At 37.0% G+C, this 13,148-nt stretch carries 14 protein-coding genes; 3 read left to right on the top strand and 11 right to left on the bottom strand.

Annotated elements, in window-relative coordinates:
* Positions 1-29: 29 nt before the first annotated feature.
* From AC1EJ5_RS06395 to AC1EJ5_RS06385, 3 genes are all read right to left on the bottom strand, one after another.
* The gene (locus AC1EJ5_RS06395) at positions 30-761 is read right to left on the bottom strand and encodes a copper homeostasis protein CutC (RefSeq protein WP_223419424.1); all 732 of its coding nucleotides are present in this window, start codon (positions 759-761) and stop codon (positions 30-32) included.
* Between the two features lie 105 nt (positions 762-866).
* Complete coding sequence (locus AC1EJ5_RS06390) at positions 867-1,397, bottom strand: cysteine hydrolase family protein (RefSeq protein ID WP_479815232.1); 531 nt, start codon at positions 1,395-1,397, stop codon at positions 867-869.
* Between the two features lie 43 nt (positions 1,398-1,440).
* Positions 1,441-1,869, bottom strand: a complete 429-nt coding sequence (locus AC1EJ5_RS06385) for a hypothetical protein (protein WP_479815230.1) — start codon at positions 1,867-1,869, stop codon at positions 1,441-1,443.
* Between the two features lie 149 nt (positions 1,870-2,018).
* On the opposite strand from AC1EJ5_RS06385, the gene AC1EJ5_RS06380 reads away from it, so the two are divergent.
* The gene (locus AC1EJ5_RS06380; protein ID WP_223419417.1) at positions 2,019-2,372 is read left to right on the top strand and encodes a class II SORL domain-containing protein; all 354 of its coding nucleotides are present in this window, start codon (positions 2,019-2,021) and stop codon (positions 2,370-2,372) included.
* A gap of 157 nt (positions 2,373-2,529) precedes the next feature.
* Here the strand turns inward: AC1EJ5_RS06380 and AC1EJ5_RS06375 are convergent, their stop codons facing one another.
* From AC1EJ5_RS06375 to AC1EJ5_RS06365, 3 genes are all read right to left on the bottom strand, one after another.
* Positions 2,530-3,201: a 5'-methylthioadenosine/S-adenosylhomocysteine nucleosidase gene (locus AC1EJ5_RS06375; RefSeq protein WP_479815228.1), complete on the bottom strand. Its 672-nt coding sequence runs from the start codon at positions 3,199-3,201 to the stop codon at positions 2,530-2,532.
* A gap of 146 nt (positions 3,202-3,347) precedes the next feature.
* Positions 3,348-4,379: an enoyl-CoA hydratase/isomerase family protein gene (locus AC1EJ5_RS06370; protein WP_479815226.1), complete on the bottom strand. Its 1,032-nt coding sequence runs from the start codon at positions 4,377-4,379 to the stop codon at positions 3,348-3,350.
* 161 nt (positions 4,380-4,540) lie between these two features.
* Positions 4,541-6,331 carry a flavocytochrome c gene (locus AC1EJ5_RS06365; RefSeq protein ID WP_479815224.1) on the bottom strand — a complete coding sequence of 597 codons (1,791 nt, stop codon included), beginning with the start codon at positions 6,329-6,331 and terminating at the stop codon, positions 4,541-4,543.
* Positions 6,332-6,565: 234 nt separating this feature from the next.
* Between AC1EJ5_RS06365 and AC1EJ5_RS06360 the strand changes: the two genes are divergently transcribed.
* Both AC1EJ5_RS06360 and AC1EJ5_RS06355 read left to right on the top strand, forming a co-directional pair.
* Positions 6,566-7,090: a sigma-70 family RNA polymerase sigma factor gene (locus AC1EJ5_RS06360; protein WP_479815222.1), complete on the top strand. Its 525-nt coding sequence runs from the start codon at positions 6,566-6,568 to the stop codon at positions 7,088-7,090.
* On the top strand, positions 7,074-8,066 hold the full coding sequence (locus AC1EJ5_RS06355) for a hypothetical protein (RefSeq protein ID WP_479815220.1): 993 nt from the start codon (positions 7,074-7,076) through the stop codon (positions 8,064-8,066). Before AC1EJ5_RS06360 ends, AC1EJ5_RS06355 begins: the two co-directional genes overlap by 17 nt.
* A gap of 36 nt (positions 8,067-8,102) precedes the next feature.
* Here AC1EJ5_RS06355 and AC1EJ5_RS06350 read toward each other — a convergent pair whose 3' ends face one another.
* From AC1EJ5_RS06350 to clpX, 5 genes are all read right to left on the bottom strand, one after another.
* Complete coding sequence (locus AC1EJ5_RS06350; RefSeq protein WP_479815218.1) at positions 8,103-8,477, bottom strand: hypothetical protein; 375 nt, start codon at positions 8,475-8,477, stop codon at positions 8,103-8,105.
* Between the two features lie 165 nt (positions 8,478-8,642).
* Positions 8,643-8,957, bottom strand: a complete 315-nt coding sequence (locus AC1EJ5_RS06345; protein ID WP_308653015.1) for a hypothetical protein — start codon at positions 8,955-8,957, stop codon at positions 8,643-8,645.
* 9 nt (positions 8,958-8,966) lie between these two features.
* Complete coding sequence (gene yihA / locus AC1EJ5_RS06340; protein ID WP_223419395.1) at positions 8,967-9,554, bottom strand: ribosome biogenesis GTP-binding protein YihA/YsxC; 588 nt, start codon at positions 9,552-9,554, stop codon at positions 8,967-8,969.
* Positions 9,551-11,881 (bottom strand): endopeptidase La, encoded by a 2,331-nt coding sequence (gene lon / locus AC1EJ5_RS06335; RefSeq protein WP_479815216.1) that lies wholly within the window; start codon positions 11,879-11,881, stop codon positions 9,551-9,553. The genes yihA and lon overlap by 4 nt, the downstream gene beginning before the upstream one ends.
* 51 nt (positions 11,882-11,932) lie before the next feature.
* Complete coding sequence (gene clpX / locus AC1EJ5_RS06330; RefSeq protein ID WP_308749467.1) at positions 11,933-13,147, bottom strand: ATP-dependent Clp protease ATP-binding subunit ClpX; 1,215 nt, start codon at positions 13,145-13,147, stop codon at positions 11,933-11,935.
* Between the last annotated feature and the right edge of the window lies 1 nt (position 13,148).

The following is a 13,148-nucleotide window of genomic DNA, read 5'->3' as shown; positions in this document are numbered from 1 at the left end:
AAAAATTGGATATATTTCTATGACTCAAATCACACTTTTTTATTTTTTAAATCATCAATTGCATGTCTAGCAGCTTCTACAAGGCCAGAACTAGTCCACCTATAATCATCAAAAGCCTTTCCAAAATTATCGTAGTCGATTTCAGTTTGACCTGTATAGGATGCTGACAAGTGGAAATTTTCTATATGAGTTTTCTCGTAAATCTCTTTTATATTTTCAAAATTTACCCCAGAACCTGCCATGATTTCGATTTTATCCCCGTATTTGGCTTGTAAATCTCTAATCAAATCCAAACCCTCAACAGCTTTTGGTTTTTTGCCAGAAGTAAGAATCCTATCTACTCCCATCTTGATTAGTTCTTCGATTTTTTCTTCACCATCATTAGAATAATCAAAGGCCCTATGAAGGACAACCTTCTTTGGAAAGGCCAGATATACAAGTTCCTTCATAGTTTCTATATCAAGATTTCCATAAGAATCAAGAACTCCAAGAACAAAACCATCAATAGGTTTATCCTTTAAGGCAATTATTGTCGCCTTCATTTGTCCAATTTCAAAATCATCATAGGTAAAATGGCCAGGTCTTGGTCTTACCATGACAAATTTTTCTATATTATCATACTCACAACAAATATCTACAAGTCCAGGATCTGGAGTTAGACCGTCAAGAGTTAAAGCCGAGCAAATTTCAACCCTATCAGCCCCACCAAAATAGGCTCCAATCATTCCGTCAAAAGAATCGATACAAATTTCTAATTTCATAAATCCTCCTTTAGTTTTTCTATCTTAATTATAACAAAATATAATATTTTAGGAAAAAATCCCAAATAAAAAAGCCAGGAGTTACAAACCCATAGCTTTTAAATCTTATTCCTGGTTAAAATCAGCAAATTTTATGATATTTACCTGGCAAGAAGCCATAGCTACTAGGCTTGCTTGGTGGGCTGTCTCACTTGTGGCCCTGCACAAGTCTTCAATTACAGTCACTTCTGTATCAAGTAGGGCGTTTTTGATCATTATGGCATTAGAAAGCACACATATGTCTGTGCAAATTCCTACCATGTAAATATTTTTAATTTTTTCTTTTTTATCTAAGTCTTTAAGGTAATCAACAAGTTCATAAGAGCCGAAAGATGGCTTGTCTATTATCTTTTTGCCCTTAGTATCAATCCTAACTTCCCAACCCTTAGTTCCTTTAACACAATGGGTCACAGGAAGGTGCTTGCCTTCAAGACTTTCCAAATAAGATTCCTCGTGGGTATCCCTAGTAAAAACCACCTCGCCCTTAAAATCTTCAATTAATTTTTCTATAGGCTTTACAATCTTGTCATTACCTTCATTACCGAGAGCACCGTCTACAAAGTCATTTTGCAAGTCAACTACTAATAATACATCCATGATTTATCCTTTCTATCTCTTAACAAATTATATATAATCTTTACTAAGCTTCTAATTCTCGTATTTGCCTATCAACCTTATCCCTAATTTCGACAACAGCATGCCTTAATTCTTTTAGCGCTATGAGGTTTTCTTTTATTTCGCCTTGGACCCTAATATCGGTGAATATATTGTCAAAAACTATGTCGAATAGCTCATCTGAGAGCATATCTGGTATGGCATCTGGCAAACTTATATCAACATCACTGAGTTCTTTATTGAGAGATTTTAAACTTAGTGATAATTCTTCTAGGCTGCGGTTTGCCTCGCCTATCTTATTTCTTTTAACAAGGCTTGGAATTAATCCCCCACCAAAAATATCTAAAATCCCCCAAGATGAGGCAGATTTTAGTTGGTTAAGACCCGCATCAATCCTAATTATAACCTGATCTGCGGCTTCTTTTGCTTCTTTTAATTCCTTTAGTCTATCCATAGAGCCTCCTTTTTTACATTATATTTTATAAAGACTTATTTGCAATAAAGTAATTTATTAAAGTGACTTTGTTAACAAATAATTGTTTATAAATCATTAGCTAGGGTATATTAACTAATGTAGACTATTAATATAAATGGAGGATTAATATGAAATTAACAGAAACAGTTCAAACAGCTGATTGGAAAGCTGAAAAACACGTTCCAGTTATCCACGTTACAAAAGAAGACGGTCTTTTACACATCAAGGCTAATGTTGGTGAAGAAGTAGAACATCCAAATACATTCGAACACCACATCGCATGGATTAAAGTTTTCTTTAAACCAGAAGGAGCAAAATTCCCAATCGAAGTTGGTTCTTATGAATTCAAGGCACACGGCGAAGATGAAATCTTCACACAACCATGTGTAGAAGCTAGAGTTAAAACTGACAAGGGTGGCGAAGTTTACGCACTTGCATACTGCAACATCCACGGTCTTTGGGAAAACTCAGCAGAAATCTAAGACAAATAAAAAAGCAAGGTTTTAGCCTTGCTTTTTTCTTGCCTATTTTTCGGTAAAATCATTATATTTTTAATTTCCAAATTAATTTTATCGAAATTTTCCTCTTCATAATCCAAAATCTAATCGCTTTATAAAAGACTTTCTGGCCTTTACAAAATTATAATTCTTTTATTATATCATCAATTATCCCAACTGCGACTTTGGATGCACGTTCGAAATTTTCGTAAAACTCTGCTCCACCTTCGGTAAGGGCATCCGAAACTGCCTTAATCATTAGAAAATCTGCTCCGTATAAGTGGCAAGAAAGGGCAATTGCAGCTCCTTCCATATCGACAATATCACAATCCCAGTCATTTGCTAGCTTAGTTTTTGCCTCAAGACCTGCTATGAATTTATCACCTGAAGCAAGCCTTACTTTTTCCAAATGTGGATCGATTTTCATTGCCAAATCAACCAAGCTTTCAGTGGTCTTCATGGCCACATCGTCAAAAATCTCGTATTGGCCTTTTGCAACATTATCTACATCAGATGTGTCCCATTCGTAATGGCAGACACTTTCTACAACAGTGAGCTCTTCTACCTTTCGATCATTTAAAGCACCCACAACCCCATAATTTATAATGGTTTCGCATTTATAAAAATCAAGCAGAAGGGTCATGGCAATGGCAGCGCGAATTTGCCCTGCACTTGAAGGGCAAACATAAACATCCTTGCCATGGATATGGTATTTTAAAACTTCAAAACTACCGTGCTTGTATCTTTCTATTGGTTCTTTATAAATATTATAAAAAGCATCAAATTCAACTGCTACTAATATTCCTATATTCATCTTATCACCTCAAAACTATTATATAATTTATTGGCTAAATTTCCATTAGCTTAACTAGGTCCTGTGGGTCCAAAAATAAGCTAGCTATCTCTATTAAATTTATGGCTTTAATTTTAAATCCTTATTTTCAAAGTAGGATTTCTCTCCTATTTGATTCCTAAAAGCCTGTCAACATCTTCCTGATCCACATCTTCAAGACTTTTTGTTGGCCAATTTGGATTTTTGTCCTTGTCTATCAAAACTGACCTAATGCCTTCTTCAAGGGCACCGGTTTTTCGACCGTATTTAATAATATCTAGGTCTAAGTCAATGGTTTCTTGCTTTGTCAGCTTTTTACCTAGGAAATATTTTTTGAATTGGACTTCTAGCATAAAAGGATCCCTATTATTTAATACTCCTAGACTTTCTTTTGCAAAATCAGAATCACTTGCTTCTAGGCTCTTTTTGATCTCTACTACCTCATCTTTTGAGAAATGCTTTTCTATTTCTTCTAAATTTTTGGTATTTTCTGTTTCTTTTGCAAACTGGCTTAAATCTAGGATTTTTTCCTTAAAATCCTCTATCAAATTATCTGAATTTGTATCCATGTTCATAAGCCTTTTAATAAGCTCGTCATAATCTTTTGAATCAATCACCATATGGCAAAATCCATATCTTAGAAGGTCATCAGGATATAGCCTTGCCCCAAGTAAGCCCACATATTGGCCCATAGCTTGTGGTAATTTTGATATGAAATATCCTAGGCCCACGTCTGGCACAAAGCCTAGGCTTGTTTCAGGCATGGCCCAGTTTACAGTTTGGTCTGCTATTATGAGGTCAGAATGGATTGTTAGGCCAATTCCTCCGCCCATGGTTACGCCAAACCAATGGCTTATGATTGGTTTTGGATAGGTCATTAAATATTTATCAAGGGCAAACTCCTCTTTGAAAAATACTTCCTTTTCCTTAGCCTCATCATTTTTAAGATAATCTACATATATTTCCTTAAGGTCGCCCCCTGCACAGAATCCTCGTTCATTTTTTGAGTCAAATAAAACAGCCTTGATTGCCGGGTCCTTTTCCCAAGATTTCAAAGTTTCTTCGATTTTTCCTATCATGTAACGATTTAGGGCGTTTAGGGCCTCTGGTCTATCAAGATATATTATTCCAATTTTATTTTTTATTTCAGTTTTTATCATAAATCCTCCTGGATTTTTTTTATTAAAATCAATCTACCTTATATATACCAATATGGACCTATGGTTAAACAAAAATTGTCAATCTTTGCTGGATTTTCAAAAAATGGTTAAATTTTCGCAAAATAAAATAGCCCACAAGAGCTATTTTATAATTTTATATATTATTTTTTAGCGTTTGCAGCTGCGTTTTCACCAGCGATTCTTCCGAATACTGTGATGTCAGCCATTGCAACTGATCCAAGTCTGTTTGAACCGTGGATACCACCTGTAACTTCGCCTGCTGCATAAAGTCCGTCAATCCATTCGCCGTCTTTGTTTAGAACTTGTGCGTCTGTATTGATTTTTAGACCGCCCATTGTGTGGTGAACAGCTGGTGCTGCCTTCATCATGTAGAATGGTGCGTCTTTTACTTGCCAGCCTAGCATTCTTAGGTTGAATTCTGGGTCTTCTTTCTTTGCAGAGTTTTCATTGAAAGTCTTAACTGTTTCAAGAAGTGCATCCTTGTCGATTCCAAAGTGGTCAGCTAATTCTTCAAGTGTGTCAGCTTTTACCATTAGGCCCCTGTCAAATAGTGATTTTGCTTCTTCTGGGTTTGATTTCATGGTGCCTGTTTTTTCGTTTGATGTTTCATCCCAAAGTACATAGCCAACATAGTCTGTTTGAGCCTTGATTGCCATTGAGATTTCTCTTCTTGTGCCTAGTTCTTCAACAAATCTCTTACCTTCTTTGTTTACAAGTAGGGCACCACCAACAAGTCTGGTGTCTCCACAGTAAAGAAGTTTACCAGTTTCAACGTCACATACTGGGTAAAGTTGGATTTTATCCATGTCAACTGTGTCTGCACCAAGTTTTTCTGCCATTAGGATACCATCACCTGTAGCTCCTGGTGAGTTTGTTGATAGGACGTGTTCGTCAATTTCCTTATCATTTTCATAGCACATATCAGCATTGGCACCAAATCCACCTGATGCAACTACAACTGATTTAGCGTTTACAACTAATTCGCCATCTTTGGTTTCTGCCTTGATTCCACAAACTTTTCCGTCTTTTGATAAGATTTCCTTAACATCTGTTTCTGTTAGGACTTCGATTCCTAATTCTTCAGCCTTCTTTAGGTAGTTTTTGATTAATTCATTACCTGTGTGAGCTGCTGGAATTAGAGATCTTTTTACAGAGTGGCCACCGAAGAACATTAGAGAATCTAACCACTCAACGCCAATGTCATCTCTTAACCAGTAAGCATCTTCTGTAGCCTTGTCTGCTAGAACCTTGATAAGCTCTGGATTTCCGCCTGCTTCTTCAACGTCTTTTGCAAATAATTCTTTAGAATCTTCGATACCTTCTTCTTTTTGGATGTCGTTTGCTGGTGCTGCATATTCTCCACCAGAAATTAGGGTATTACCACCAACTGATGCTAGTTTTTCAACTAGGATTACATTTGCTCCTGCTTCCTTAGCAGAAACTGCAGCAGCAAAACCTGCACCACCACCGCCTATAACAACAACGTCAGTATCTTTTTCAACTGTTTCGCCTTTTTTCTCTTCGCCTTCAGTTTCAAAATTCTTTACATCCCTACCACTTGCTTCGATAGCAGCCTTAACTGCTTCTATTACTGCAGTAGATGTAACTGTAGCACCTGAAACTGTGTCAACATTAATAGAATTGTTTGCAACAATCTCTTCTACAAGCTTATCAGCTGCCTTATCACCAAGACCTTCTGTTTCTTCGTGTTCTAGGTCGATTTTTGTGATCTTATCCCCATCGAAAGTTACTACAGCCTTAAGGTCTCCATTATGACCTGCTGCTGTACCTTCGCCAGTTGGCTCGCCTGTAGCTTCTTCTACCTTTGTTTCCTTAGCGTCCTCTGCCTTATTATCAGTCTTAGCGCCTCCGCAAGCTGAAAAAAGCATAGTCATTGAAAGCAATAATGCTAACGTTTTACTTTTGTTCATATACTCTCCTTTTATGTATTCTGTTCCTACAGTATGATATCAAATATATAAAACCTTTGCAAGCACTTAGGATAGCCAATTAAAGCGATTTTTATAAATTCTTATAGATTTAGGAATTTATGCAAAAATATTAGGCTTTTACCTAAATTTAGCGAATAATTATTATTAAGAATTTTAAATATTTTTTGATAAAAAAGAAACTTCTCTTACGAATATATAGGTGAAGGAGAGAATATGAATGAAAAAAAGATTATAAGAGGGATAAAAAATAGGGATGAAAAGACCTTGAGGGCCTTTATCGACTCCTACGGACCAGCCATGAAGGCATCAATCTACAAGGTCCTTACCTTCAACGAAGAAGTCAGGATGGAGGTCCTAAACGACAGCGTCCTTGCAGTTTGGGACAATATAGACTCCTTTGATCCTGCTAGGTCTTCTTTTAAAAACTGGTGTGCAGGAATCGCTAGATACAAGGCCATAGATGCCCTAAGAAAGGAAATCAGACACAAAAGCGTGGATTTCGATGAAGTTTCACCTTTTCTAGAAAGTGATGAAGAGATTAATATCGACGAATCAGAACAAATCCTCAAGGTCCTAGACGAAAAAGACCGAGAAATTTTTAGGAAATTATTTATAGAAGGCTATTCTTACGATGATTTGGCCAAGGTCTATGACATATCAAAAGCCGGACTTTACAACAGGGTGGCCAGGGGTAAGAAAAAAATCAAGGAGGAAATACAAAATGAAAAATGTTTATGATAAGATAAATGACCTAGACTTTGAAACTGACGAATTTGAATTAAATGATATAGAAAAGGAGAGATTATATATGACAGCAAAAACTTATAAGAAAAAATCAAATAAAAAATATATGGCAGTTGCAGCAGCCCTCTTGCTTGCACTAGGGCTTAACGTCTCACCTGTAAAGGCTGAGGTTTCAAAGGCCTTCACAGATATAAAGGTATCAATGATGGAAACCTTCGGAGCAAGCCCTGAATCATACAAATATGTGACAGAACTTCACAAACCAATACAAATTGGCGATGACTCTTTCATCCTAGAGAATCTCGCCATTGAAGATAATAAAATGTTTTTAAATATAATTAGACAAGCAGAAGCTTTTGAAAATGTTTCGCCAGAATCCATGCCAGACTCATCAATTTATAAGGTTGTGATAAATGGGGAAACTTACAGGGCCCTTGGAGAATCTGGCTCTTCAGGTCTAAATGAAGATAAAAAAACTTTCACCAAATCAACCATGCTAAGCTTTGACAAGGACTTTCCAAGACTGGAAAATGCAGTCGTAGACCTCTACTTCCTAAATGATTCAAAAAGTGATATTGTATCTATCAAGGCTTCTACAAATCTTGTGAATGGAGAAAATAAAGTCTTAGCTCAAAACTACGACCTTGAAAATGGGGCAAACATAAAACTAATGAAAATAAACCCAATCACAATGACAGCTGTAATTGAAGGTCTTGATATAGATTATGACTACCAACTTGAAGGACTTGACAAGGATGGCAAAAAAGTCCAACTTGACCTAAGAACAGTTGATGATGGCGTATTTACCTTCATCTATAATTCAGGATTCTCAGATTTAAGCCTAGACCAAATAAAAGACGGCAGAGAAATCACCTTCACCCTATCAGGATCAAAAATAAATGAAACTTCAGGCAAATTAACAGACGGAAACTACGAAAAAGTCGCAGAATTTACTCTTTCAGCAAAATAAGTAATTTAAAAGTAGGTGAGAAAATCACCTACTTTTTTAATAAGCATTTTCTATCATCTTGTATGATTCGTAAAACATAAAGGCTGATGCTAGGCCTACTAAGACTATGAATTTTATATCAAGGCTTATGGCGAAATTTATGGCTAAGATATTTAAGAATCCCGCAATATAATACCTATAAATATCCTTTTTGGGGAGGTCTCCCAAATATGTTCCTATTTTTTTATCAACTCTGATTCCAAGATATCTTTGGTAAAGTACAAAAATTAAGGACCAGATTAGGAAAATTACGAAAAAATGCCAGATTTTATAGACTTTCATGGTATAAACCGACAACATAATCAAAATCCACATTCCTATTAAAAATCCTAAATAAATTCGCTTTTCTTTGTTAGAAAGATTTCTGGCCATGGTTTTTCCTTTCTTCTTCCTTTTTATATTTATACCCAGTCTCCCCCCCTCAAACAAAAAAGAAGGCCTGAGCCTTCTCATTGTAAATATTCTGTTAAAATGATTCCCTTGTTTATGGGATTCCTCCTCGCTATGCTCGTCGGAATGACGGGTTGGAGGATTTTCTTATTTATATTTTCCTTTAATCCTCGCCCTATCCAAGCATAGGCTTACTAGGACCATAAGGGCAAATTCTTTTAAGTTTGGTAGCCTTCTATTTGTAAACCCAGCTATTAAAAGACTATAGGTAACAAATATAAAAAGACATTCAAGAATTTCATAAATTATTATCTTATTTCTAAAAGATTCACCGCTTCTAATTTTAACCAAGGCCTTGTCATAGGTCTTGGAAATTAAAAAGGAAATTATAATAACTGCCAAGAGGTTAAAAACGAGTATATGATTATCAAAAAAATCTCTAATTTGATTTAAAAATCCCATATATTCCCCTTAAGCATTTATTATAACTTCAACCTGCTCTTCAAGGACGTCCTTGTTGTGTTTGGTCTCTGAAGAATAGGCGAAGATTAGGCCTTCGTCTTCGATTTCTAGCTTCTTTTTTATTTGCTTTATGTGTTTTTGGATTTGGCCCTTGGAAATTTTGTCAAATTTTGTCGCTATTACAAAACCCATGTAGCCTGAATCAATAATCCACTCATACATCTGCTTGTCTAAGGCTGTCGGCTCGTGGCGGATGTCTACAATCAAAAACACTTCCTTGAGATTTTCCCTGTCGTGGAGGTATTCGTTGATTAGCTTATCCCACTTGGCCTTTTCTGCCTTGGATACTTTGGCAAAGCCATAGCCAGGAAGGTCAACTAACCTAAAGTTGTCATTGACCCTATAAAAATTTATGGTCCTGGTCTTACCTGGTTTAGAAGATGTCCTTGCGATTGCCTTCCTATTTGAAAAAGAATTTATAAAGGAAGACTTGCCGACGTTTGACCTACCAACAAAGGCGATTTCAGGCAAGGAATCTTTTGGCCATTGGGCCTTAAAACCTGCCACTTGTTCAAGTTCTATATTTTTGATTTTCATATAAGGGCCCTTTCGATAACTTCAGACACGTTAGTAACAGGGATAAAGTTGATTTTGTCCCTAATTTCCTTGTCGATGTCTTCTGTATCTCTCTCGTTATCCTTTGGAATAATCACATTTTTGATCCCGTAGGCATAGGCTGCAAGGGCCTTTTCCTTAAGGCCACCTATGGCAAGGACGTCCCCTGTGATGGTGACTTCACCAGTCATAGCGAGATTATTTTTAACCTTCCTGCCTGTAAGGGCTGAGGCAATGGCTGTTGTCATGGTAATACCTGCAGAAGGGCCGTCTTTTGGAGTTGCCCCTTCTGGAACGTGGACGTGGATGTCCTTATCTTCGTAAAACTTGCCCTTAATCCCAAGTTTATCTGCATTTGACCTAATATATACAAGGGCTGCCTGGCCAGATTCCTTCATGACGTCGCCAAGAGAACCAGTAAATTCTACATTACCCTTACCTTCCATGACGTTAGCTTCTACTGTGAGCATGGTTCCACCAACAGATGTCCAAGCCAAGCCATTTACAACACCAATTTTTTCTTCTTTTAAGATGTGATCGTCGATAAATTTCTCACGGCCTAAAAACCTTGTGTAGTTTTGCATGGTGACTCTGACGGTCTTTTTGCCTTCAAGGATTTCCTTGACAGAACGCCTGCAAATCTTGCCAATTAGCCTTTCAAGCTCCCTCACACCTGCTTCCCTGGTGTAGGATTTTATAATTTTTTCTATAACCTTATCCGAAATAGAAAATTCTTCTTCTTTTAAGCCGGTATTTTCCATTTGTTTTTTGACCAAATATTGCTTGGCAATATTCAATTTCTCACTTGGGGTATATCCAGATAATTCAATAACTTCTAGCCTATCAAAAAGGGCGTCCGGAATTTGATTGATGTCGTTTGCTGTGGTTAGGAAAAATACATCTGAAAGGTCAAATGGTATATCCAAGTAACGATCGATAAATTTATCATTTTGCTCAGGATCTAGGACTTCAAGCAAAGCGCTTGATGGGTCTCCCCTAAAATCTGAACCTAATTTATCAATCTCATCTAAAAGGAAAACTGGATTTTTAACGCCAATTCTGTTTATATTTGCAATGACACGACCTGCCATGGCGCCAACATAGGTTCTTCTGTGGCCTCTGATTTCTGATTCATCAGTCACCCCGCCAAGTCTCATTGAAACAAATTCACGGTTTAGGGCACGGGCTACAGACTTAGCAATAGAGGTCTTTCCCACTCCTGGAGGGCCAACCAAACAAATTATAGATCCCTTTACAGATTTATTTTTAATCTTAACTGCAATTGACTCTAGAATTCTTTCCTTGACGTCTTTTAGGCCGTAGTGGTCTTGGTCTAAGATTTCTGTAGCCCTTTTTATATCAAGGCTTTCTTTGGATTTCTTATTCCAAGGAAGGCCAACTACAAAATCAAGGTAGGATGAAATGACTCCGTAGTCTGGGCTCATTTCTGGAATTAATTCTAGTCTATCAAGGTCTTTTTCAAGGGACTTTCTAGCCTGTTTATCAAACTTAATCTTTTTTATCTTGGACCTTAATTCGTCAACTTCGTTATCAGCCTGACCTGTAGTTGAAGCTAGTTCCTTCTTTAGGACATCCATTTTTTCCCTAAGATAGTATTCTTTTTGAGATTGGTTGATATTCTCAGAAACAGTCCTCTCGATTTCTTCACCCAGGTTTTTAAGCTCGATTTCCTTATTAATTATCCTATGAACAAGCTCCATCCTCTCTTTTGCATCAAAAGTAGAAAGGATTTCGTAATATTCCTTTGGAGCAAGGTCAAGATGGTAGGTAATTAAATCTACCAACCTGTGGTAGTTTTCAAGCTCAGTCATTCCGTAGGCTATTTCATCTGGAATGTCATCGTTGATCATGGCATAGTCCCTAAAATCGCTCACCAAAAGTTTACGAAGGGCTTCTAGGACATCTGTTTTTTCTTGATTTTCTTCTATATATTCATATTTTTCAATCTCACATCTGAGGAAACCTTCAGCTACATGGAGTTTTTTGAGCTTGCCAAGACCAGTTGCCTGGACAAAAACTCTGATATCTCCATTTGGTAGGGGAAAAGTTTCCTTGATTTCAGCTACTATACCGACCTCTTCTAGGCCGTCTGCCTTTGGATTGTCATCAAAAATATCAAGTTGGTTTACTAAAAACAACTCTTCGTTGTTCAGTTTTGCATTTTCTACAGCATTTTTTGATATAGATCTTGATGAGTCAAAGTTGAGCATAGTAGTAGGCATGACCCAATATCCTCTAAGGGGAATTAGGGGGAGATTTACCTCACTTATTTTATAAACTTCATTCATATTTGCCTCACTTAGTTAAAAAGGGAAATGACTAGCATTCCCCTTTAATTTTTATTTCTTTTTGTATTCTAGTTTACTATGGTCATCGATAGATTCTTTAGTTACAATTACTTCTTTGATTTCTTCCCTGGATGGAATTTCATACATCACATCCAAAAGGAGATTTTCAATAATTGTCCTAAGGCCCCTGGCACCTGTCTTTTGGTCATAAGCTTTTTTGGCAATCTCTGCTATAGCATCGTCATTGAAACTTAGCTTTACATCATCAAGGTCAAAAAGCTTTTGATATTGCTTGATTAGGGAGTTTTTTGGCTCCTTTAAAATCCTTACAAGGGCTTCTTCGTCAAGGGCATCAAGGCTAACTATAATTGGAACCCTGCCTATAAACTCTGGTATAAGGCCGAATTTCAACAAGTCTTCGGTATTTACCAAGGATAGGTCGGTTTTTTCTCTCTTTGTAATATCAGCCCCAAAACCAATGGTCTTATCCATTTGTCTTTGGTTTATGATATCGCCTATTCCCTCAAAGGCACCACCTAGGATAAATAAAATATTTGTGGTATCTACCCTGATATATTCTTGGGATGGGTGCTTTCTGCCACCTTGAGGTGGAACGTTGGCCTCAGTTCCCTCTATTAATTTAAGAAGGGCTTGTTGGACACCTTCCCCGCTAACATCACGGGTTATAGATGGATTTTCACTCTTTCTTGTAATCTTATCTATCTCGTCAACATAGATTATACCAAGTTCTGCTGCTTCTATATCATAGTCAGCTGCTTGGACTAATTTCAAAATAATATTTTCTACATCCTCACCAACATAACCTGCTTCGGTAAGGCTTGTAGCATCTGCAATGGCAAATGGAACATTAAGCTTTCTGGCAAGAGTTTGAGCAAGGAGAGTCTTGCCTGATCCTGTTGGTCCAAGCATTAAAATATTTGATTTTTGTAATTCAACTTCTGAATCTTCTTCATTGCTGGTAATTCTTTTGTAGTGGTTATAAACTGCCACAGATAGGGTTTTTTTGGCATCTTCCTGGCCAATGACATAAGAATCAAGGTAGGCCTTTATATCCTTTGGTTTTGAAAGTTCAAAATCAAAGTCAAAACCGTCCTCGACCTTATTGTCTTCTTTGATAATCTCAGAGCAAAGCTCAACGCATTCGTTACAAATATAGCCATCTGCCCCTGCTATTATCCTCTTGACCTGGCTGGCGTCTTTACCACAAAAAGAACATCTTACCGTACTTTTTTCCTTATCAGCCATT

It is taken from the genome of Anaerococcus sp. C0059F3, from assembly GCF_056590475.1.
This window is presented reverse-complemented; position numbering and strand designations above follow the sequence as displayed.

Coding starts and splice junctions, on each gene's coding strand:
- AC1EJ5_RS06385 (WP_479815230.1), bottom strand. CDS start 1,869: ATGGATAGACTAAAGGAATTAAAAGAAGCAAAAGAAGCCGCAGATCAG.
- AC1EJ5_RS06375 (WP_479815228.1), bottom strand. CDS start 3,201: ATGAATATAGGAATATTAGTAGCAGTTGAATTTGATGCTTTTTATAAT.
- yihA (WP_223419395.1), bottom strand. CDS start 9,554: ATGAAAATCAAAAATATAGAACTTGAACAAGTGGCAGGTTTTAAGGCC.
- AC1EJ5_RS06345 (WP_308653015.1), bottom strand. CDS start 8,957: ATGGGATTTTTAAATCAAATTAGAGATTTTTTTGATAATCATATACTC.
- clpX (WP_308749467.1), bottom strand. CDS start 13,147: ATGGCTGATAAGGAAAAAAGTACGGTAAGATGTTCTTTTTGTGGTAAA.
- AC1EJ5_RS06350 (WP_479815218.1), bottom strand. CDS start 8,477: ATGGCCAGAAATCTTTCTAACAAAGAAAAGCGAATTTATTTAGGATTT.
- lon (WP_479815216.1), bottom strand. CDS start 11,881: ATGAATGAAGTTTATAAAATAAGTGAGGTAAATCTCCCCCTAATTCCC.
- AC1EJ5_RS06365 (WP_479815224.1), bottom strand. CDS start 6,331: ATGAACAAAAGTAAAACGTTAGCATTATTGCTTTCAATGACTATGCTT.
- AC1EJ5_RS06390 (WP_479815232.1), bottom strand. CDS start 1,397: ATGGATGTATTATTAGTAGTTGACTTGCAAAATGACTTTGTAGACGGT.
- AC1EJ5_RS06380 (WP_223419417.1), top strand. CDS start 2,019: ATGAAATTAACAGAAACAGTTCAAACAGCTGATTGGAAAGCTGAAAAA.
- AC1EJ5_RS06395 (WP_223419424.1), bottom strand. CDS start 761: ATGAAATTAGAAATTTGTATCGATTCTTTTGACGGAATGATTGGAGCC.
- AC1EJ5_RS06370 (WP_479815226.1), bottom strand. CDS start 4,379: ATGATAAAAACTGAAATAAAAAATAAAATTGGAATAATATATCTTGAT.
- AC1EJ5_RS06355 (WP_479815220.1), top strand. CDS start 7,074: ATGAAAAATGTTTATGATAAGATAAATGACCTAGACTTTGAAACTGAC.
- AC1EJ5_RS06360 (WP_479815222.1), top strand. CDS start 6,566: ATGAATGAAAAAAAGATTATAAGAGGGATAAAAAATAGGGATGAAAAG.